The sequence below is a fragment of the Rhodococcoides corynebacterioides NBRC 14404 genome (assembly GCF_001894765.1).
Taxonomy (GTDB): Bacteria; Actinomycetota; Actinomycetes; order Mycobacteriales; family Mycobacteriaceae; genus Rhodococcoides; species Rhodococcoides corynebacterioides.
Map to the genome: position 1 here is coordinate 503,847 of NZ_BCWV01000004.1, position 21,487 is coordinate 525,333.

General features: G+C 71.7%; 15 protein-coding genes. 4 read left to right on the forward strand and 11 right to left on the reverse strand.

Annotated elements, in window-relative coordinates:
• Window positions 1-9 precede the first annotated feature (9 nt).
• From RC2_RS11655 to RC2_RS11675, 5 genes are read right to left on the reverse strand one after another with little or no spacing between them, the layout of a single operon-like run.
• On the reverse strand, window positions 10-417 hold the full coding sequence (locus RC2_RS11655; protein ID WP_068147049.1) for a DUF4233 domain-containing protein: 408 nt from the start codon (window positions 415-417) through the stop codon (window positions 10-12).
• Window positions 414-1,853: a bifunctional tetrahydrofolate synthase/dihydrofolate synthase gene (gene folC / locus RC2_RS11660; protein WP_068147052.1), complete on the reverse strand. Its 1,440-nt coding sequence runs from the start codon at window positions 1,851-1,853 to the stop codon at window positions 414-416. Before folC ends, RC2_RS11655 begins: the two co-directional genes overlap by 4 nt.
• Complete coding sequence (locus RC2_RS11665; RefSeq protein ID WP_068147054.1) at window positions 1,850-4,546, reverse strand: valine--tRNA ligase; 2,697 nt, start codon at window positions 4,544-4,546, stop codon at window positions 1,850-1,852. Before RC2_RS11665 ends, folC begins: the two co-directional genes overlap by 4 nt.
• 10 nt (window positions 4,547-4,556) lie before the next feature.
• On the reverse strand, window positions 4,557-6,638 hold the full coding sequence (locus tag RC2_RS11670; RefSeq protein WP_072681398.1) for a S9 family peptidase: 2,082 nt from the start codon (window positions 6,636-6,638) through the stop codon (window positions 4,557-4,559).
• A gap of 55 nt (window positions 6,639-6,693) precedes the next feature.
• Window positions 6,694-7,695, reverse strand: coding sequence for an iron-siderophore ABC transporter substrate-binding protein (locus RC2_RS11675; RefSeq protein ID WP_068147061.1), 1,002 nt, complete (start codon window positions 7,693-7,695; stop codon window positions 6,694-6,696).
• A gap of 192 nt (window positions 7,696-7,887) precedes the next feature.
• On the opposite strand from RC2_RS11675, the gene fdhD reads away from it, so the two are divergent.
• Entirely contained in the window at window positions 7,888-8,748 is an 861-nt protein-coding gene (gene fdhD / locus RC2_RS11680) for a formate dehydrogenase accessory sulfurtransferase FdhD (RefSeq protein ID WP_068147063.1), read from the forward strand.
• Here fdhD and RC2_RS11685 read toward each other — a convergent pair.
• From RC2_RS11685 to RC2_RS11695, 3 genes are all read right to left on the reverse strand, one after another.
• Window positions 8,708-10,090 (reverse strand): amino acid permease, encoded by a 1,383-nt coding sequence (locus RC2_RS11685; RefSeq protein ID WP_371828684.1) that lies wholly within the window; start codon window positions 10,088-10,090, stop codon window positions 8,708-8,710. The two genes, fdhD and RC2_RS11685, sit on opposite strands and share 41 nt — an antisense overlap.
• A 77-nt stretch (window positions 10,091-10,167) precedes the next feature.
• Window positions 10,168-10,800 (reverse strand): CoA transferase subunit B, encoded by a 633-nt coding sequence (locus RC2_RS11690; protein ID WP_068147068.1) that lies wholly within the window; start codon window positions 10,798-10,800, stop codon window positions 10,168-10,170.
• Window positions 10,797-11,543, reverse strand: coding sequence for a CoA transferase subunit A (locus tag RC2_RS11695; RefSeq protein WP_068147259.1), 747 nt, complete (start codon window positions 11,541-11,543; stop codon window positions 10,797-10,799). The genes RC2_RS11690 and RC2_RS11695 overlap by 4 nt, the downstream gene beginning before the upstream one ends.
• 92 nt (window positions 11,544-11,635) lie before the next feature.
• Here RC2_RS11695 and pcaD point away from each other — a divergent pair, with 92 nt between their 5' ends.
• Genes pcaD through RC2_RS11710 form a run of 3 tightly spaced genes read left to right on the forward strand, consistent with a single transcriptional unit; the run spans window position 11,636 to window position 14,451 of the window.
• A complete protein-coding gene (gene pcaD / locus RC2_RS11700) occupies window positions 11,636-12,424 on the forward strand; it encodes a 3-oxoadipate enol-lactonase (RefSeq protein ID WP_068147071.1) in 789 nt (262 codons plus the stop codon).
• Window positions 12,421-13,215, forward strand: coding sequence for an IclR family transcriptional regulator domain-containing protein (locus RC2_RS11705; protein ID WP_068147074.1), 795 nt, complete (start codon window positions 12,421-12,423; stop codon window positions 13,213-13,215). The genes pcaD and RC2_RS11705 overlap by 4 nt, the downstream gene beginning before the upstream one ends.
• A 30-nt stretch (window positions 13,216-13,245) precedes the next feature.
• Window positions 13,246-14,451 carry an acetyl-CoA C-acetyltransferase gene (locus RC2_RS11710; RefSeq protein WP_068147077.1) on the forward strand — a complete coding sequence of 402 codons (1,206 nt, stop codon included), beginning with the start codon at window positions 13,246-13,248 and terminating at the stop codon, window positions 14,449-14,451.
• Here the strand turns inward: RC2_RS11710 and RC2_RS11715 are convergent.
• The 3 genes from RC2_RS11715 to benC all read right to left on the reverse strand — a co-directional run bounded on the left by RC2_RS11715 (window position 14,418) and on the right by benC (window position 21,485).
• Window positions 14,418-15,800, reverse strand: a complete 1,383-nt coding sequence (locus RC2_RS11715; RefSeq protein ID WP_068147081.1) for an MFS transporter — start codon at window positions 15,798-15,800, stop codon at window positions 14,418-14,420. The two genes, RC2_RS11710 and RC2_RS11715, sit on opposite strands and share 34 nt — an antisense overlap.
• Window positions 15,801-15,966: 166 nt before the next feature.
• A complete protein-coding gene (locus tag RC2_RS11720; RefSeq protein ID WP_068147086.1) occupies window positions 15,967-18,600 on the reverse strand; it encodes a helix-turn-helix transcriptional regulator in 2,634 nt (877 codons plus the stop codon).
• A gap of 59 nt (window positions 18,601-18,659) precedes the next feature.
• A complete protein-coding gene (benC, locus tag RC2_RS11725; protein WP_068147088.1) occupies window positions 18,660-21,485 on the reverse strand; it encodes a benzoate 1,2-dioxygenase electron transfer component BenC in 2,826 nt (941 codons plus the stop codon).
• Between the last annotated feature and the right edge of the window lie 2 nt (window positions 21,486-21,487).

The following is a 21,487-nucleotide window of genomic DNA, read 5'->3' on the forward strand; positions in this document are numbered from 1 at the left end:
GCGTCCGGGTCACTCGCGCTGACTGGGCAGGCGTCCCTCCGCGATGCGCTTGCGCAGATCGCGGCGAAGGTAGATCAGGTACGCCCACACACAGGAGAAGAGCAGCCCCACGATCGCGATCGACGGATGGGCCAGGAATCCCACGATCACCAGCACCTGCAGAGCGACGTCGAACTGCAGGGCCCACGGCCGCCCCTGCAGACCGGCCCCGAGAAGCATGACGAGTCCGAGTCCGACGATGTAGGTCCCGCTGATCCAGGACAGACCGCCGCCGACGGTCGCGACGACGGGCAACGCCAGGAAGACCACGATGGCCTCGAGAACCAGGGTGCCGGCGCAGACGCCGCGAAACCCTTTCCACGGGTCACGGGCGGGCGGCGGAACGGACCCGCCGTCGGGGGTCGGAGCGGTGGTCATGCGGGGTCCTTCCCGAAGAGGGTGCGTGCGGCGCCGGCGGTGACCACCGACCCGGTGACGACGACGCCCGCACCGGACACCGCCTCTCCCTCGTCCGCGACGTCCTCGGCGATGCCGATGGCGATCTCGAGCGCGTCGGGCAGGGTCTCGGCGACCACGACGCGCTCGTCACCGAACTTGGCGACGGCGGCATCGGCGAGGGCGTCGACCTCGAGGCCGCGCGGCGACCCGTTGGTGGTGACGACGATCTCGTCGAAGACCGGCTCGAGGGCGGTGAGAATGCCGTCGACGTCCTTGTCCTTCATCACCGCGACGACGCCGACGAGCTTGCGGAAGTCGAACTCCTCGCCGAGGGTCGTCGCGAGCGCCGCGGCGCCGTGCGGATTGTGAGCGGCGTCGACGAAGACGGTGGGCGCGTTCCGCACGCGTTCGAGCCGCCCCGGATTGACGACGCCGGCGAACCCCTCGCGGACGGTGTCGAGGTCGAGGCCGCGGTCGGCGCCCGCCCCGAAGAACGCCTCGACGGCCGCGAGGGCGACGGACGCGTTCCGGGCCTGGTGGGCACCGTGCAACGGCAGGAAGATGTCGTCGTAGACCCCGCCGAGCCCGCGAAGGTCGAGCTGTTGTCCACCGACGGCGACGCGGCGCGAGAGCACGACGAACTCGGACCCGGCCCGCGCGACGGCGGCGTCGGACTCGACGGCCCGGCGCAGGATCACCTCCATGGCCTCGGGCTGCTGCTCGTCGACGATCACGACGGTGTCGACGGGGTCGAGCCGCTCGGGCGCACGCTTGACGATGCCCGCCTTCTCCCCCGCGATGGACGCGAGATCGTCGCCGAGGTACTCGGTGTGGTCCATCCCGACCGGGGTGATGACGGCGACCTGCGCGTCGACGACGTTGGTGGCGTCCCACGTGCCGCCGAGTCCGACCTCGACGGCGGCGACGTCGACGGGAGCCTCGGCGAACGCGGCGAACGCCATCGCGGTCACCACCTCGAACTTGCTCATCGCGGGTCCACCGGCGGCCTGGCTGCGCTCGTCGATCATCTCGACGTACGGCAGGACGTCGCGGTAGGTGTCGACGTACTCACGCGGCGTGAGCGGCACCCCGTCGATCGCGATGCGTTCGGTTGCGAGCTGCAGGTGGGGACTGGTGGTGCGGCCGGTCCGGCGATGGAACGCCCGGAGCAACGACTCGATCATGCGAGTGACCGACGTCTTGCCGTTGGTGCCCGCGACGTGGATGGCCGGGTAGCTCGCCTGCGGCGACCCGAGCAGATCCATCAGGGCCCGGATGCGGGTGAGCGACGGCTCGATGGTGGTCTCGCCCCACCGGCGGTCCAGCTCCGACTCCACCAGGGTGAACTCGGCGAGATCCACCGGCGACGGCGCGGCGGAGGTTCCGCCCGCCGCGCCGTCGACCGGGCCGGTCACGCGGAGCCCAGGTCGCCGAGGCGCTTGGTCAGCCGCTCGACCTCGTCGCGGGCCAGCTGCTGCCGGGCGGTGATCTTCTGCACGACGGCCTCGGGAGCCTTGGCGACGAAGGCCTCGTTCCCCAGCTTCGCCGTGGTGGTCTCGAGTTCCTTGCGCGCCGCCGCGAGGTCCTTCTCCGCGCGCTTGATCTCGGCGGCGACGTCGACGGTTCCGGAGGTGTCGACGGCCACCGTCACGGTCGCCCGCGACAGTCGCACCTCGATGGACGCGGACTCGCTGAACCCGGTGTCGGGTCCGTCGGGGCCGTCGGGATCGGTGAGGAAGGCCAGCGCCTGCACGGCCGGCACCAGCGCGGTCAGCTCCGCGTCGTCCATGCCCACAAGACGTGCGGGCACTCGCTGCTTCGGCTTGACGCCCTGGTCGCTGCGGAAGCGCCGCACCTCGGTGATGAGCTTCTGGGCGTCGGTGACGCGCCGCTGCGCCACCGGGTCGGCGCCCACGCCGGTCTCCTTGGGCCAGTCCGCGACGACGACGGACTCACCGCCGGTCAGGGCGGTCCACAAGGTCTCGGTGACGAACGGAATCACCGGATGCAGCAGGCGCAGAACGGAATCGAGCACGGAGCCGAGCACGAGGCGGGTCGCGGCGGCCCGGTCCTCGGTGTCGTCCCCGTCCCCGGCCGGCGCCGAGAACTGCACCTTGGCCAGTTCGAGGTACCAGTCGCAGACCTCGTCCCACACGAAGTGGTAGAGCGCCTCGCACGCCTTGCCGAACTCGTAGCGGTCCAGGGCGTCGTCCACCTCGGCGCGCACGATCGCGAGCCGGTCGAGGATCCAGCGGTCGGCGTCGGTGAGCGTGTCCCGCGCGGGCAGCTCCCCCACCGTCGCACCGTTCATGAGTGCGAACTTCGTGGCGTTGAACAACTTGGTGGCGAAGTTGCGGGAGGACTGTGCGTTGTCCTCGCCGACGGACAGGTCTCCGCCGGGGTGCGCGCCGCGGGCGAGCGTGAAGCGCAGGGCGTCGGCGCCGAACCGTTCGACCCAGTCCAACGGGTCGATGCCGTTGCCCTTGGACTTGCTCATCTTCCGGCCGTGCTCGTCGCGCACGAGCCCGTGCAGGAACACGTCTCGGAACGGCACGGGGCCCGGCACCGAATCCGCGATCGCGGTGCCGAACATCATCATTCGCGCCACCCAGAAGAACAGGATGTCGTAGCCGGTGACGAGGACGGAGGTCGGATAGAACTTCTCGAGGTCCGGGGTCCGCTCGGGCCATCCCATCGTCGAGAAGGGCCAGAGTCCCGACGAGAACCACGTGTCGAGAACATCGGGATCCTGCGTCCAGCCCTCGGGGGGCGTCTCGTCCGGACCGAGGCAGACGGTCTCGCCGTCCGGACCGTACCAGATGGGAATGCGGTGCCCCCACCACAATTGGCGCGAGATGCACCAGTCGTGCATGTCGTCGACCCACGAGAACCAGCGCGGTTCCTGGCTGCTCGGGTGGATCGTGGTCTCGCCCGAGCGCACGGCGTCACCGGCCGCGGCGGCGAGGGAGGACACGTCCACCCACCACTGCAGGGACAGACGCGGCTCGATGGGTTCACCGCTGCGCTCGGAGTGGCCGACACTGTGCGTGTAGGGCCGCTTCTCGGCGACGACGCGACCCTGCTCGGCGAGCGCCTCTCGGACCTTCACGCGGGCCTCGAAGCGGTCGAGACCGTCGAACGGCGTTCCCGTGCCGGTGATGCGGCCCTCGGTGTCCATGATCGACGGCATGGGCAGCGAATGCCGCACGCCCATCTCGAAGTCGTTGGGATCGTGCGCGGGGGTGATCTTCACCGCGCCCGTACCGAACTCGGGGTCGACGTAGTCGTCGGCGATGACCGGGATCTCGCGATCCAGGAACGGATGCGGGAGCGTGGTGCCGACGAGGTCGCGGTACCGCTCGTCGTCGGGATGCACCGCGACGGCGGTGTCACCGAGCATCGTCTCCACGCGGGTGGTGGCGACCACGACGTGCGGCTCGTCGTCGCTCAGCGAGCCGTAGCGCAGCGAGACCAACTCACCGTCGACGTCCTCGTACTTGACCTCGATGTCGGAGATAGCGGTCTGCAGCACTGGCGACCAGTTGACCAGCCGCTCGGCGCGGTAGATCAGGCCACGATCGTGCAGTTCCTTGAACATGGTCTGCACGGCACGCGAGAGGCCCTCGTCCATGGTGAACCGCTCACGGCTCCAGTCGACGCCGTCGCCGAGTCGGCGCATCTGCTCGCCGATGGTGCCGCCGGACTCGCGCTTCCACTGCCAGACGCGCTCGATGAACGCCTCCCGGCCCAGCTCGTCGCGCGTGGTGCCCTCGGCGGCGAGCTGCTTCTCCACCAGCGACTGCGTGGCGATGCCGGCGTGGTCCATACCGGGGAGCCACAGCACCTCGTAGCCCTGCATCCGCTTGCGTCGGGAGAGCACGTCCATCAGCGTGTGGTCGAGGGCATGACCCATGTGCAGGCTGCCCGTGACGTTGGGCGGCGGCAGCACGATGGAGTACCCGGGCCGGGCGCTGTCCGGATCGGCGGTGAAGTATCCGGCGTCGACCCAGCCCTGGTAGAGGTCGGCCTCGACGTCGCCGGGGTTCCACGCCTTCGGCAGGCGGTCTGCGGGAGTCGGGTCGGGCGTAGTCGACGCAGTATCGGTCACTCGGTCGATTCTAGTTCTCGTCCGATGCGCCGGTTCTGCCCGGTCGGACGCCCAGGGCCGCGGGCATCGGCAGCTCACGACCCAGCACGTGTGTCGAGAGGAAGGCCAGGACCGCGCCGTACCAGACGGCGATGTGGGGTGGCGTCAGGATCCAGTGGTTCTCGTCCGGGAAGTACAGGAAGCGGTGCACGGTCTCGCCGTTCGCGTCCGCGGGCGACGCCGACTCGGACAGCAGCTCCCACCACAGTCGGAGCGATTCGCCGATCGGGACCCGGAAGTCCTTGTCGCCGTGCGTGATCAGCATGGGTGTGACGATCTCGGACACCGACAGGTGCGGGGAGTTCTCGAAGGCCATCTCCGGGGTCATCTCGTGGGCCCAGTACGACGCCTCGTCGGTGGTCGGGCCGAACTGGTCGAGCGCCCACAGCCCGGCGTGCGAGACGATGGCGCGGAACCGATCCGTGTGGCCCGCCATCCAGTTGGCCATGTAGCCGCCGAACGAGCCGCCCATCATGGCGGTGCGGGTGCTGTCGATGTCCGGCCGGTCGGCCACCGCGTCGGTGATCGTGGTCAGGTCGGTGTAGACCTCGGCGCCCCAGCGGCCCCACCCGCGCTGAACGAACGCCTGCCCGTACCCGGTGGACAGGGCCGGATCGGGCATCAACACCGCGTAGCCGGCGGCGACCAGCATCCAGGGGTTCCACCGCCAGGACCACGTGTTCCAACTGCCCAGCGGGCCGCCGTGGACCCACAGGACCAACGGCGCCTGCCAGTCCGGGGACGTTCCCTCCGGCAGTGCGAGCCAGGCCCGAACCCGGGTGCCGTCCGCGACGAGGACGTCGACGTCCTCGAGTGTGCCGGGCAGCGACGGCAGCGGCGCGGGCGCGTTCAGTGCGGTCACCGTGCCGTCCGCCAGCGAGATGCGCACGGGGTGCGGCGGCGCCAGGTACGACGCCCGCAGCGCGAACACGACGTCCCCGGCCGGAGCCACCTGCAGCTCCGTGAACGCGCCCTCGTCGGTCAGGCGCATCGCCGACGTGCGATCGACGCGGAAGACGGGCGCGTGACCGTGATCGTCCGCCGTGGCCAGCAGCGCCGACGAATCGGCGGTCCACGTCAGGGCGGTGGGCCACCGGTCCCAGTCCCCACCCCAGCGTTCGCTGCGACCGGTCGCGAGGTCGAGCACCTGCGCGGTGACCCGCGGGGCCGCGTCCGGTTCCGGATGCTCCTCGCGGAGGTAGGCGATGCGGGTGCCGTCCGGCGAGATCCGGGGGGACGACTGGTCCGCGTGCGGGTCGTCGACGAGGGTCTCGGCACCCCTGGCACCCTCGGCACCCACGGCGCCGTCCCGCAGATCGATACGGACCAGGACGTGGCGGGTCACGCCGTCGGCCCCGGGGACGCGTCGCGTCGCGACGACGGTCGCGCCGTCCGGCGAGACGTCGAACCCCGTGTCGCGGTAGACGCCCCCGCCGGACGGACCGGCGGCGTCGGGCGTCACCGAGGTGAACACGCCGTCGGGCCCGCCGATCCCGCCGCCGCTCACCACGTCGAACAGGTGGGTGACCGCCGGCCCGAGGTCCGCGTCCCAGTGCCGCATCGGATAGCCGGCGTGCAGGATCGCGGTGACACCCTTCTCCCGCAGCGCCCGCACCTGCTCGTCGCGCTCGGGGTCACCGAGGACCGGGCCGGTGGCCACGATGCGGTCGGAGCCGACGGCGCAGCGCACGGTGTCCACCCCGCCCGCCCGGTACGCGATCCGCTGCGGTTCACCGCCGCGGAAGTCCAACGCCCACAGCGCTTTCGATGCCTTCGGGGAGGAGTCCGTGGCGTCGGCCACGCGGCGGAACAGCAACCGGCCGTCGGCCGCGAACACCGGATCCGACGCCGACGCGCCGTGGGTCAACCGCCGCGCGGGTTCCGCACCCGTCGGGTCGACCGACCAGAGCGCGGTGTCGAATCGCGTGCGGTCCTCCGACAGCGTCGACTGGGCGGTGACCAGCCGCGTGCCGTCCGGCGACAGCGCCAGTCCCGCCGTACGCGGGGTGTCGAGGTAGGTCTCGGGATCGGCGAACGGGTGCGCGGCAACCATGCCCGTGAACCTAGACGCTCACCCCGACACCGCGGGGATCGGAACCCCGGGACGGTCAGCGCACCAGCGGTGCCAGGCGGCCGGGAATCTGGTCGAGCGCGAAGGGCAGCGAGAGCACCGTGCTCCAGGCCATCGCCTCGGCGGCCTCGTCCTCGAGAACGATCACCCGGCCGTCCTGCACGACCGGCAACTGCTGGTAAACCGGCGTCACGGCGAGTTCGGCGCGCAGCTTGTCCCCGAAGCCGCCGCCCGCGTACCAGACCAGCAGGTCGACGTCGGCGAGGGAGAGCTGCTCGGTGCTGATGGCGGCGAAGTTGGCGTCCCCCACCTGCGCGGCCACCGGCGGGTTCACGAAGCCGAGGTCGTTGAGGAACCGCACCTTCGGGTCCTGCGCGCCGTAGACACCGAACTGTGCGGGGCCCTGCAGAGCGCCGACCAGCACCGTCTTCCCGGCGAACGACGGGTTGGCGGTGACCACCGAGGCGAACTTGTCCTCGACATCGGCGATGCGCGTATCGGCCTCCGCGGACTTGCCGACGGCGGCGCCGAGCAGGCGGGTCTGGTCGCGCCACGCGATGCCGAAGTCGGCGACCCCGGGCGGCGCGGTGACGGTGGGGGCGAGGGCCGACAGCTGGTCGTACTCGCCCTGCGTCACGCCCGCATACGTACCGACGATCAGATCCGGGCCGACGGCGGCGACCTTCTCCACGTCGATCCCCTCGGCGGCCGTCCCGACGATCTCCGGCGTGGCACCGCCCAGCAACGACTGCGCCCACGGCCAGGTCGCCCCCGGGTAGTCGCCGTACCAGTCGAAGACCCCGGCGGGGACCACGCCGAGCGCGAGGAGGGTGTCCTGATCGTTGTAGCCGACGCTGACGACGCGCTGCGGGTCGGCCGGCACGCCGATTTCGCCGTACTTCGTGTCGACGGTCGCGCCGGCCTCGTCGGTCGACCCGCCGTCGGAACCCGAGCCGCAGGCGGCGACGCCGAGCGTGACGAGGGCGCCCGAAGCACCGAGGAGGAACGTCCGACGTGACACACGGGGCGACGAGGTCATGGTGAAGCAGTCCCTTCGGGAGACGGTCGTGAGCGCCACGACCGATGCAGTAGGCAGGTTAGGCTAACTTGTGTTGCCCGGGCCCGCGACGCGGGGTGACGGACGTGCGTGGCCGTCACGACGGACGCGGGTCCACTATGGAGTCATGCCCAGCGCCTCGCCACGCCCTCGCTGCTCGTCCGGACGTTCCTGATGGGCCGCGCATCGGTCCGTCGTCCGGTCCTCCGCATCCGGGGACCGCACCACTCGTCGCGACCGGACACGCTCGTCGTCGAGGAACCGCTCGAGATCCGTGTCGGCGGTCGGGCCCTCGCGGTCACCATGCGCACGCCGGGGCACGACGTCGACCTCGCCCACGGCTTCCTGCTCACCGAGGGCGTGATCGCCGGCCGTGCGGACGTCGCGATCGCGCGGTACTGCGACGGCGTCGACGACGAGGGACGCAACACGTACAACGTGCTCGACATCGCACTCGCGGAGGGTGTTCCGGCGCCGGATCCCGGGGTGGAGCGGAACTTCTACACGACGTCGTCCTGCGGCGTGTGTGGGAAGGCGTCGCTCGACGCGGTACGTCTGACGTCCCGCCACGCACCGGCCGGGGACCCGGTGACGGTGGACACCGCCGTCCTCACGTCGCTGCCGGACACGCTGCGCGAACACCAGCGCCTGTTCTCGACCACCGGCGGACTGCACGCGGCGGCACTCTTCGACGCCGACGGCCGACTGCTCGTCGCGCGGGAGGACGTCGGCCGGCACAACGCCGTCGACAAGGTCGTGGGCTGGGCGGTGTCCGAGGGCCGGGTTCCGCTGACCGGCACCGTTCTCATGGTGAGCGGCCGGGCGTCGTTCGAACTGGCGCAGAAAGCCGTGATGGCCGGGATTCCCGTGCTGGCCGCGGTGTCCGCGCCGTCGTCGCTCGCGGTCGACCTGGCCGACGAGACGGGTCTGACCGTGGTGGGGTTCCTGCGCGGTGACGGAATGAACGTCTACAGCCACCCGCACCGGATCACGGTCACGGAGCCGGCTGCACCCGCGGAGAGCGTCGCGCGGTGACGGCACCGACCACCGCGAGCCCGGCGACCACGACCACCATCGCGAGAACCTGCTGTCGAGCCGCCGCGTCGGTCAGCATGAGCACGGTCAGGCCGGCGAGCAGGATCAGGGCGAACCAGCTGAGGTAGGGGAACCCCCACATGCGCACGGGGAGCGGGCCGGCCGCCTCGAGGCGGCGCCGGAGGCGGAGCTGCGCCGCCGCGGTCATCGCCCAGATGGCGAGAAGCGACGCGCCCACCGCGTTGAGCAGGAAGGTCAGCAGCCCGTCGAGATCGAGGTAGTTCAAGGCGACCGCGACGAAACCGAAGAACACCGACACCAGGAGCGCCGCGCGGGGGACGCCGGATGCGGTGACCCGCGCGAGCACGCGGGGGCCGTCGCCGCGGTCCGCGAGCGAGAACATCATCCGGCTGGTGGCGTAGATCTGGGCGTTGAACGCACTGAGCAGCGCCAGCACGATGATCGCCTCCATGAAGCCGACCACCCCCGGCAGATTCGCCTGCTGGAGCACCAGCGCGAACGGGCTCTGCGCGGCGGACTCGGCGGGGCCGAGCGAGTTCCACGGCAGGAGCAGAGTGATGACGAGGATGGACCCGAGGTAGAACACGCTGATCCGCCACACGACGCTGCGCACCGCCCGCCCCACCGACAGGGCAGGATCGTCCGATTCCGCCGCGGCGATGGTGACGATCTCGATGCCGCCGAACGCGAACGCGACCACCAGCAGCCCCGCCGCGATGCCGGAGACACCGTTCGGCGCGAAGCCACCGAGCCCGGTGAAGTTGCTCCAGCCCACCGGATCCGACGACGGCAGCAGGCCGAAGACGAGCAACCCACCGATCACGAGGAAGCCGACGATCACGGCGATCTTCACGGCGGCGAACCAGAATTCGAACTCGCCGAAGTTGGCGACGCGGGCCAGGTTGACCGCGGCGAAGAACACCATCGCGATCAGCGCGGGGATCCAGGGGTCGACGCCGAACCACCGGCCCATGAACGCGGCGGCGCCGGTCATCTCCGCGCCCATCACCATGATGAGGGTGAACCAGTAGAGCCAGCCGATCGCGAAGCCGGCGGTGCGTCCGAACGCCATCTCGGCGTAGGTCGAGAACGATCCCGACGACGGGGAGGCCGCCGCCATCTCCCCCAGCATCCGCATGACGAGGACGACCAGCAGCCCGGCCAGCGCATAGGACAGCAGCACCGCCGGGCCCGCGGCGACGATGCCCGCGCCGGTGCCGAGGAAGAGTCCCGCGCCGATGGCGGAGCCCAGGCCCATCATCGTCAGGTGGCGGACCTTGAGTCCGGTGGAGAGGTGCGACTGCTCGGGCGTGCTCATGATGGTGCGAACGCTAGCGCCGATCGGGATGTGACCTGCGCCGGGGTCGGATCGCGCAGCGCGGGAACGGAGGGGACGGGTCAGCGCACGATCAGGTCGGCCTCGGTGGCCGCGCGGACCTCGTCGACGGTGACGCCGGGCGCGGTCTCGACCAACACCAGGCCCTCCGGCGTCACGTCGATCACGGCGAGGTCGGTGACGATGCGCTGGACGCAGGCCGCGCCGGTGAGCGGAAGGGTGCACTCCCGCAGGATCTTCGGGCTGCCGTTCTTCGAGACGTGATCCATCATCACGATCACCCGCCGGGCGCCGTGGACCAGGTCCATCGCGCCGCCCATCCCCTTGACCATCGAGCCGGGGATCATCCAATTGGCCAGGTTGCCCTGCGCGTCCACCTGCATCGCGCCGAGCACCGCCACGTCCACGGCGCCGCCGCGGATCATGCCGAAGGACTGCGCGGAGTCGAAGAACGAGGCTCCGGGCAGCACCGTGATGGTTTCCTTGCCGGCGTTGACCAGTTCCGGGTCGACGTCGTCCTCGAGCGGGTACGGCCCCACCCCCAGCACGCCGTTCTCCGAGTGCAGGACCACCGTCACGTCGTCGGGAATGTGGCCGGGAACCAGCGTGGGCATGCCGATGCCGAGGTTGACGTACTGGCCGTCCTCGAGTTCGGCGGCGACACGGGCCGCCATCTGATCGCGCGTGAGTGTCATGACCGCACCGTCCGTCGTTCGATTCCTGTGGTGACCGGCCCCACGGGGACCACGCGCTGGACGTGGATGCCGGGGGTGTGGATATCCTCGGGGCGCAGCTCACCGGGCTCGACGAGGTGCTCGACCTGCGCGATGGTGATGCGGCCGGACTCGGCGGCGGGTGGGTTGAAGTTCCGCGCGCTGGCGCGGTAGACCAGGTTGCCCATCCGGTCGCCCTTCCACGCGTGGACCAGGGCGAAGTCGGCGACGATGCCGCGCTCCATCACGTACGTGGCGCCGTCGAACTCTCGCGTCTCCTTCGGCTGCGACGCCAGGGCCACGCCACCGTCGGCGTCGTAACGCTGGGGCAGCCCGCCGTCGGCGACCTGCGTGCCGACGCCGGCCGGGGTGAAGAAGGCGGGGATGCCCGCGCCGCCCGCGCGCAGACGCTCGGCGAGCGTCCCCTGCGGCGTCAGCTCCACCTCGAGTTCGCCGGCGAGGTACTGCCGCGCGAACTCCTTGTTGGAGCCCACGTAGGAGCTGATCGTGCGCCGGATGCGCCCGGCCTCGAGCAGGATGCCGAGGCCCGTGCCGTCGGTACCGCAGTTGTTGCTCACCGTCTCGAGACCCCGCGCGCCCTGCTCGAGCACCGCGGCGATGAGCACGTTCGGCACTCCGACGAGCCCGAACCCGCCGACGGCGATCGACGCCCCGTCCGGGATGTCCGCGACTGCGTCGGGTGCCGACGCGACCACCTTGTTCATCATGTCCACCACTGTAGCGCGGTGTACGCTTGACGGACAATAGTCCGCGATGCGGACACCGATTCGCCCCCGATACGACCCAGGAGCGCCCGATGACCGTCCCGCTCGCCCACGACCTCACCCCGGCCCCGAGGCCCGACGCGCCCACCGTCGTCTTCCTCGGCTCGCTCGGGTCGGACCGCTCCATGTGGTCCGCGCAGGTCGCCGCCCTCGCCGACGTCGCGTCGGTGCTCACGGTCGACGTCCGCGGCCACGGCGGCAGCCCGGTCACCGACACCGGGGCGCCCGACGACGTGACGGTCGACCACCTCGCTGCCGACGTGTTGGCCCTGCTCGACGACCTCGGCCAGGGTCGCGTGCACGTGGTCGGCCTGTCCCTCGGCGGTGCGGTCGCGCAGACCCTCGCCGCGCAGCATCCGGATCGAATCGCGTCCCTCACGGTCCTCTGCTCCGCCGCCCGGTTCGGCGATCCCGACGCATGGACCAGCCGCGCGCACACCGTGCGCCGCGACGGCGTCGCGTCGATCGCCGGCTCCATCGTCGAACGCTGGTTCACCGCCGAGTACGCCGCGGCGCATCCCGACGTGGTCGACCGCTGCGTCACCATGGTCTCGGCGGTGCCCGACGAGGGCTACGCCGTGTGCTGTGAGGCCCTGTCGCGCTTCGACTCCCGCCCACTGCTCGGCACGATCACCGTTCCCACGCTCACGATCGCCGGTGACCGGGACCCGGCCACGCCACCGGACTCGCTGGCGGTGATCGCCGACGGGATCGCGGGTGCTCGACTGGAAGTCCTCTCCCCCGCAGCGCATCTCGCCGCGATCGAACGTGCGGCCGAGGTGTCCGCCCTCGTGCGCAGCCACGTCACCACGCACTCGTGACCGAGCCGCGTGCCACCTCGCCGGACCACGTGCAGTCGCTCGCGCGCGGACTCGCGGTGATCCGCTGCTTCGACGCCGCCCACCCGCAGCGCAGTCTCGCGGACGTCGCCCGGGCGACCGACCTGAGCCGGCCGACCGCCCGCCGATTCCTGCTCACCCTCGTCGAGCTCGGCTACGTCCGCACCGACGGCGCCACGTTCGCGCTGACCCCCGCGGTGCTGGAACTCGGCTACTCGTACCTCTCGTCGCTCGGGCTGCCCGAGGTCGCGCTCCCCCACCTCGAGGCTCTGTCCGCGGAGGTCGGTGAATCGTCCTCGGTGTCGGTGCTCGACGGCGACGACGTCGTGTACGTCGCGCGAGTTCCGGTGCGGCGCATCATGACCGTCGCGATCACCATCGGGACTCGATTCCCCGCCTACGCCACGTCGATGGGTCGCGTGCTGCTCGCCGCTCTCCCCGACGACGACCTCGACGCCTACCTCCGCCGGACCGACTTCACCGATCTCACGGGCCGCACCACCGTCACACCGGAGTCGCTGCGCGACCGCATCCTCGCGGCGCGGGCCGACGGGATCGTCGTGGTCGACCAGGAACTCGAGGTCGGCCTGCGCTCGCTCGCCGCCCCTGTTCACGGGCCCGACGGCGCCGTCGTCGCCGCCCTCAACATCAGCACCCCGGCCGCCCGCTACACCGACGAGGACCTGCACTCCGTTCTCGTTCCGGCACTGCGCCGCACCGCTGCCGCCATCGACGCCGATCTCACCCGAGTCGGCGTGACCACCCAGCCCTGACAACCCAGCCCTGACAACCCGGAGGACCCCATGCCCGACGCCGTCGTCTGCACCCCCCTGCGCACCCCCGTGGGCCGCTTCGGCGGAGCGTTGAAGGACGTCACCGCCCCGACGCTCGCCACCACCGTGATCGCCGAGATCCTCTCTCGCACCGGCTTGTCCGGGTCGGACGTCGACGACGTGATCCTCGGCCAGGGCTCACCGAACGGCGAGGCTCCCGCGATCGGCCGCGTCGCGGCTCTCGACGCCGGCCTCGGCATCGGCGTCCCCGGCCGTCAGGTGGACCGCCGCTGCGGCTCCGGCCTGCAGGCGGTGCTCGACGCCGCCATGCAGGTGCAGTCCGGCGCGAGCGAGCTCGTGCTCGCCGGTGGCGTGGAGTCGATGTCGCAGACCGAGTTCTACTCCACCGGGATGCGGTGGGGGGTCCGCGGCGACGCGCTCGCCCTGCACGACCGACTCGCCCGTGCCCGAGTCACCGCCGGCGGCACCGCATTTCCCGTGCCCGGCGGCATGATCGAGACCGCCGAGAACCTGCGCGCCGAGTACGGCATCTCCCGCGCCGACCAGGACGCGCTGGCCGTGCAGTCGCACCGACGTGCCGTCGCGGCGCAGGAGAGCGGAGTCTTCGCCGAGGAGATCGTGCCCGTCACCGTGCCGAACCGCCGCGGTGACGTCGTCGTCGATCGGGACGAGCACCCCCGCGCCGACACCACCGCCGAATCCCTCGCCCGACTGCGCCCCATCCGCGGCGCGATCGACCCCGAGTCCACGGTCACCGCCGGCAACGCCAGCGGACAGAACGACGGCGCCGCGCTCTGCGTGGTCACCACCGCGGAGAAGGCCGCCGCACTCGGGCTCGAGCCGATGGTGCGCCTCGCGGGCTGGGCGGTGTCCGGCGTCGCCCCCGCCACGATGGGCATCGGACCGGTGTCCGCCACCGCCACCGTTCTGGGCCGCCTGGGTCTGGCCCTCGGGGACATGGACGTGGTCGAGCTGAACGAGGCCTTCGCCGCGCAGGTGCTCGCCGTCCTCCGCGAGTGGCAGATCGATGCCGACGACCCGCGGCTCAATCGCCACGGGTCGGGCATCTCCCTCGGACATCCCGTCGGTGCCACCGGAGCCCGCATTCTCACGACGCTGGCGCGGGAGATGGTCCGCACCGACGCACGCTACGGTCTCGAGACCATGTGCATCGGCGGCGGTCAGGGCCTCGCGGCGGTCTTCGAGCGAGTCTGATCGGCCGGGGCGGGGTCGACCGGCCCCGCCGTGCGCCGCGGCACCGTCAGGGTGACCGCGGCGCCCACGAGGGCGACACCGGCGAAGAGGTGGAACGCCGTCGCCGACGACACCCCCGCCCCGAGCAGCAGCCCGCCGACCAGCGGGCCGCCGATACCACCGAGGCGTCCGAAGCCGGCGCACCACGCCACACCGGCGGCCCGAGAGGACGTCGGGTAGTAGCCGGAGACGAATCCGTAGATCAGGACCTGCGTGCCGATGGCGCCGATCCCGGCACCCGCCACCGCGACCAGCAGGACGCCCAGCGGCGCACCGGACGTCAGGATCACCAGCGCGAGCGCGGCCAGACAGAACGTGGCCGCGACCACTCGCTGCGGACCGGTGCGGTCGGCCACTCGCGACGCGATCAGACCGCCGACGATGGCGCCGCCGTTGAGCACCAGCAGGAAGGACAGCGAGCCCTTGGCGTTGTATCCCGCCTCCGACATGATCTGCGGCAGCCAGGTGTTGAGGCCGTAGGTGAGCAGCAATCCGCAGAAGCTCATCGACCCGAGGAGAAGGGTCGGGCGACGGAGCGGACGGCGGGCGAGCGCGGCGAAGCCCACCCGATCACCGGGTGCGGACACCTCGGCCTCGGGCAGGGGAATGCCGGTCGACGCGCAGACGGCGCGCGCGTCGTCGACGCGACCGCGGGCCAGCAACCACCGCGGAGACTCGGGCATCCGGAGGATCGCCAGCGGGAGCAGCGTCACCAACGGCAGCGCGCCGAGCCAGAACAGTCCGCGCCACCCGACGGCGTCCTCGGCCACGATCGCCGCGAGGGACGCCAGCACCCCGCCGGCCGGGATTCCGCTGTAGACGATGGCGTTGAACAGATTTCGGCGATCGGCCGGCGCGAATTCCGCGATCATGGCGCCCACGGTCGCCACGAGGGCGCCCACGCCGATGCCGGTCAGGAACCGCAGAGCGCCGAAGGTCCCGACGGACGGGGCCAGTGCGGTCGCGCCCATCCCCACCGAGAACCACACGATGGCGGTGAGCATGGTGCGGCGGCGGCCCATGCGGTCGCCCACGGCGCCGGCGAGAAGCGCGCCGACCATCACCCCGATCAAGGCGTAGGACCCGAGCGCACCCGCGGTGGCGGGGTCGATCGTCCCGAGGGCCGTGGGATCGGCGAGCAGGGTCGGCAACACGGCGCCGTAGACCACGAGGTCGTAGCCGTCGAACACGATGGCGGCCGTCGCGAGCGCGACGATCCAGAGAACGCTGCGGCGGTGGCGATCGCTCGCCCAGCCGTCCGTGCGGGGCACGGCGACCGCGACACGGCCGTCGTCGGCGGAGGTGGTCATGGTGATCCTGACGTCGAAGGGGGGACGTCCTGCGCCGACGAGCGGCACGGACGGTGTAGATCACGATCGTCACTCGTCATGACCTGGATCACACCGGACGATCACCCAGTGCCGACCCGGGCACCGTTCGGACGCCGGAGCCGCCCAATCGACGTCGCGGCGTCGGTCACTCGCCGCCGGCCGACCGAGCGGCGAGCTCGGCGCGCGAGCGGATCCCCAATTTCGCGTACACCCGAGTGAGGTGGAACTGCACCGTCTTCACCGACAGGAACAGCTCCGCCGCCACCTCACGATTCGTCATACCCGTCGCAACCAAGGACGCCACGGCGTCCTCCTGCGGCGTCAGCGCGTCGTGCGGTCGATCCTTCAACACGGCCCGCATTCCGCCCGCCTTGAGCTCTCGTTCGCACCGCGCCACATAGGTGTTCGCGCCCAGCGCGAGGTAGGCGTCCCGCGCGGCGGAGATCACCACGTCGGCTTCCCGCCGCTTGCCGGCACGCCGCAGCGTCTGGCCGTACGCGAACTGCACGCGAGCCCGGTCGTACACCAGCGGCAGATCCGCCAGTGCCCCGACGGCGGACTCGAACGAGGCACGGGCGGCGTCGAGATCGCCACGCGCGCCGAGCAATCGGCCCCGTGCGTACGCCAGCCGGGCACCGGCCGAGCGATGCCCGCGCAGACGCACGCGTTCCTCGTGGGCGCGGAGAAAGGCATCGGCTTCGTCGAGCCGCCCCTCGACGACGAGTGCGTTGGCGAACACGTCCGGCCACGGCCAGAATCCCGGTTCGGAGATGTCGCCGCGCGCCCAGTCCTCGGTCAGCGGAGCGAGGATGCGCAGCACCGCGGCGTAGTCCGCACGCGCCTCCGCGACCGCCGCTCGCGCGAGGAGCGCCGGAACGCGCATGATCTCGTAGTCGCGGACGCCCGCGTCACCCGCCCGAGCGCTCTCGTCGGCAGCCTCCCAGTCCCCCCGCAGCGCATGCACCTGCGTGACCGTCCACCGCAGCAGGGGAACGATCAGATCGGACCCGGACCGGTCGGCGAGATCGAGACCCGCCGCCGCGACCCGCAGTGCGGCGTCCCAGTCCCCGGTCGCGACGTGGCACCGAGCGAGCCAGGCATGGGCCCACAACGAGATTCGCGTCGATCCGCCCAGAAAGTCCGTCGGCAGTGCCGATTCGAGTTCGGCCCGCGCCGCGTCCGGGCGATCGGTGGCCAGGTGCAGCCATCCCGCCCCCATCTGCACGCGCTGACCCATGGCACCCGACTCGACGTGGGCGAGCAGGTCGTCGTAACTCGCCAGCGCCTCCGCGGTGCGGCCGGTCGACCCCAGGCCGAGGCCGCGAATGGTGCGCGCCTCCACCGCCGTCGCGTCGTCCGCCCCCACCAGGTCGACCGCACGGTCGGCCCACGTCACCAGATCCGCCCCGCGACACCGCGCCAGATTGTGCAGGACCTCGCGGTGGCAGATCGTCGCGGCCGTCCGCGGATCGTGCTTTCGTCGCACGGAGGTCCACGCCCGGTGCAGCCGGACCTCCGCGTCCTGCGGGCGTCCCCGCAGGATGGCGAGGTACCCCAGCACCGCATTCTTCGCCGGGGTGTCGCGGAAGCTCTCGATCTGCGCGCTCCAGCCCGCCGCGGTGGGCACGTCACCCGCCCCGATCGCGGCGTCCACCGCACGCACCAATCGCGCGTCCCGGTCGGCGGGATCCACACTCGACCTCGACGACAGCGCGTAGAGCCGTGCTGCCGTGGCCCATTCGCCACGTCGGGCGCGTTCGGCCGCGACCGCGTCCAGCCGATCGGACACCGCAGGATCCGGCACCGCGCGCGAGTCGACCAGATGAGCCAGTGCGTCGGCCGGGTCCTCGACGGTCTCCGCGGCGACCCGGTGCAGACGCGCCCGTTCGGTCTCGCCGAGGGTCGCCAGGATCGCCGCGCGTGCCACCGGATCGCCGATCTCGACGGTGACGGCGGTGGCCGCGCGGACCACCGAGAGCAGATCCGCGCGGCGTGCCTCCTCCAGCGCCGGCCATGGATCCTCCACCGCGGCAACGGCACACACCGTCCGTAGCGCCGCCCGCTCGCCGAGGATCGCGGCCGCCGTGACCACGGCACGCACCGAGTCCCCGCCCGCGGCGAGGGCGTCTCGGACGCGGCGACGGTCCGCCGCGGGCGCCGGCAGCGCGGGGCGAGGGGTGCGCCAGGTGTCGCTCGGCAGTTCCGCCAGCAGCGCGGCGACGATACCGGGCCGGCCATCCGCGTGCCGCGTCAGGTGTTGAGCCGCCGTGTGCGACAGCGTGATCCCACGAGCGGCCGCCATACCGGCGACGTCCTGCACGGAGAGGCGCGGCAACGCCACCTCGACGTCCGCCGCCCGGGTGAGAACGTCGTGCGACGCCGACGAACCATGATCGCCCGCATGCACACCGCACAGCAGTGACAGACCGCCGTCGCGGTGGCGGCGAACCCTCGTCGTCAGGTCGCGCAGCGATGCGGGATCGGCGTGATGCGCGTCGTCGATCACCATCACCGTGGCGACGGCGTCCGGCGCACCCGGGTCCGCCGGACCGAGTTGCGCGAGCACGCCCCCGGGGGACGTCGTCTCCCACGGAACGGCACGCACGCTGCGAATCTCGACGTCACCGGTCCGCGCCAGGTCCGCGGCGACGCGGGCGAGCGCCGTGGACAGGCCTGCCCCACGCGGACCCCGGACCACCACGACGTACCCGCGCTCGGCGGTGCCGGCGAGGAGAGCGATCGCGTCGTCGCGGCTGCCCGTCGGTCGGGTGGGGCTCACGCGGTCACCGTAGCCGTGTTGCCCCTCCCATCGAGGCGATCCGGGCCGCACGGACTCGCTCAGCCCGGGTCGCCGCCGGCCACCGGCAGGACCGTGGCCGTGATGTACGACGCCTCGTCCGACGCCAGGAAGCAGATCGCCGCCGCCTGCTCGTCGAGCGTGCCGTACCGGCCCATCAGCGACGAACTCGTCGTCTGATCGACCAGGTCCTGGTACCAGCGCCGCTCGCGGTCGTCGGCCGGCCCCGGCCCGCGGGGAATGCGCCGCGGCGGCGCCTCGGTCCCACCCGGTGCCGTCGCCACCACACGGACACCGTGCGGTGCCGCCTCGAGCGCGAGGGCCGACGTGATGGCGTTGACGCCGCCCTTGGCCGCCGCGTACGGCACCCGGTGAATGCCTCGCGTGGCGACCGACGAGACGTTGACGATGGTCCCGCCCCCGCCGTCGATCATGTGCGGCAACACCGCTCGGCACGACCACAGAGTCGGAAAGAGCGAACGACGGATCTCCTTCTCGATCTGATCGGGCGGGTACTCCTGGAACGGCTTCGCCCAGATGGTGCCGCCGACCACGTGCACGGCGACGTCGATGCGACCGTGACGGTCCATCGCCGCGGACGCGAGCGACTCGGCGCCCTCCATCGTCTCGAGGTCCGCCAGCACCGCGGTGACCGGACCACCGGACCCGCCCTGCGCGGTCAACTCGGCGGCCACCGAGTCGACGAGTTCCGACCGGTCCGCCAGCACCAGCGTGCCGCCCTCGGCGGCGATCCGCCGGGCCACCCACTCGCCGATACCCTGCGCGGCGCCGGTGACCGTCACGACCTTGCCCGCGAACCGGCCGGGGCTCACGAACTTCGGACGCTTCGCCGCGAGCGTGTCCGCCATGGCGCGCTTCATCGTGGCCTTCGACCTCTCCGCGTGGTCGGCGATCAGCGTCCTCGCTCGCTCACGGTCGCCCGCCTCGACGGCGTCGACGATGTCGAGGTGGTCCTGAGCGCACTGCGGATCGCACCACGTCGCCCCGCGCAGGACCTCGGCCATCGCCGCCTTCACCCCGAGCGCGGTGTACGCCTGCAGAAGGTGGTCGTTGCCGGTCGCGGTGAACAGATAGTCGTGGAAGGCGGCATTGGTGTCGGTGTACGCCGCTGCGTCGACGAAACGGTCCCCGTCGACGTAGCGAGTGGTCGCCTCAGCCAGCAGTCGGTACCCGGCGATCTGCTGCGACGTCAGTCGGCCGACGACCAGCTCCAGCGCGCCCAGTTCGAGAGCCCGTCGCGCCTCGAAGACCGCGTCCGACTCGTGAACCGACGGGTGCTCCTCGCCGATCTCGTAGGGCGGGGCGGATGGGGCCGGACCTGCCGGGGCGGGCGCGACAAGAGGCCGGAGCCCGTCGCGTCCCGACCGGAGTGACTGTCCCGCCACGGAATTCGCGACGTCGTCGGTGGCGGGTCGGACATCTCGGCCGGGATCGTCGGCCACCACACCGTCGCCGGCGCCCGCGGACGGCATCATCTGCTGTCCCGCCACGGTTCGCGCCGTGGCGAGGTCGTCGCGGGACTCGACCGACGTCGTCAGGGTCGCACCGGCCGTCGTCGCACGGGCGGCGAACACCTCCTGACCGCAGAGACGTCGCGCGGCGGCGTCGGCAGTCGGCGCCTCGGCGGTCTCGGTCTCTTTGACATCGGTGACGTCGGTGCTCTCGGTGACATCGGTGATCGCGGGGACGGGCGCGACGCTCGACTCGGAATCCACCGCGGACACGGTCTCCGCGGGAACGGCCACCGCGGGTGCGGCGCCGTGGGCCGCAGCGGGAGCGGCGGGTGCGGCGGGTGCGGCCTCGACGCTCGACGCCGACGGCGCGAACTTCTCGTAGTAGAAGCCGGTCGGTTCGACCCCGCGCTCGGCGAAGTGCGTGCGCACCGCCTCGACCATCGGCGGCGGCCCGCACAGGTACACCGCGACGTCACCACCGTTGAGGTGCTCGTCCTCGATGAGCCCGGTCACGTAGCCGGTGTGCGGCGCGGTGGTCGCCGGATCCGACACGCAGTGGTCCCAGCTGAAGTTCGGCATCGACGTCTCGAGATCCCGCAGAACGTCGAGGCACACGAGGTCGTCGTCCGTGCTCACGCCGTAGACCAGGTGCACGCGACGGTCGCTGCCACTCTCCCGCAGCGTCCGCAGGATCGCGAGCACCGGCGCCAGGCCCGTCCCGCCGGCCAGCAGCAGAGCGGGCCGCTCGGCCTCGCGCAGGAAGAAGCTGCCGTGCGGACCGGTGAACGACACGGCGTCGCCCACCTGCGCCCGGGACAGCCACGACGACATGAGCCCGCCGTCGATCAGCTTGATCAGGAACTCGAGCTCGGACGATCCCTGAACGCAGCTGAAGGAGTAGGACCGCGTCTCGACCTCGTGGTCGGTCGTCCCGTCGGACCCCGGCACGCGTCCCGGGACGGCGATGTTGACGTACTGCCCGGGCAGGAAGGCGAGGTCGGCACCGGTCGGCGCGGCCACCGCGAGTCGAACGGTGGTGGGCGACAGTCGCTCCACCGCCGTCACCGTCGTGGTGTAGGTCGCGGCACTGGTCTTGGCCACCGCGGACGTGCTCGCGATCTGCAGAACCAGGTCCGACTGCGGTGTCATGCTGCACGGCAGGCAGTAGCCCTTCGCGGCCTCGTCGTCCGACAGGGCGTCGTCGAGATAGGTGCCGCCGTCGAATTCGCCCGACTCGCACACCGCCTTGCACGTTCCGCAGGCCCCGTCACGGCAGTCGAGAGGGATGTTGATGCGCGACCGGTAGGCCGCGTCCGCCACCGTCTGCCCGTTCGAACAGGTGATGAAGCGGGTGACGCCGTCCTCGAAGGACAGCGCGACACGGTGACTCATGA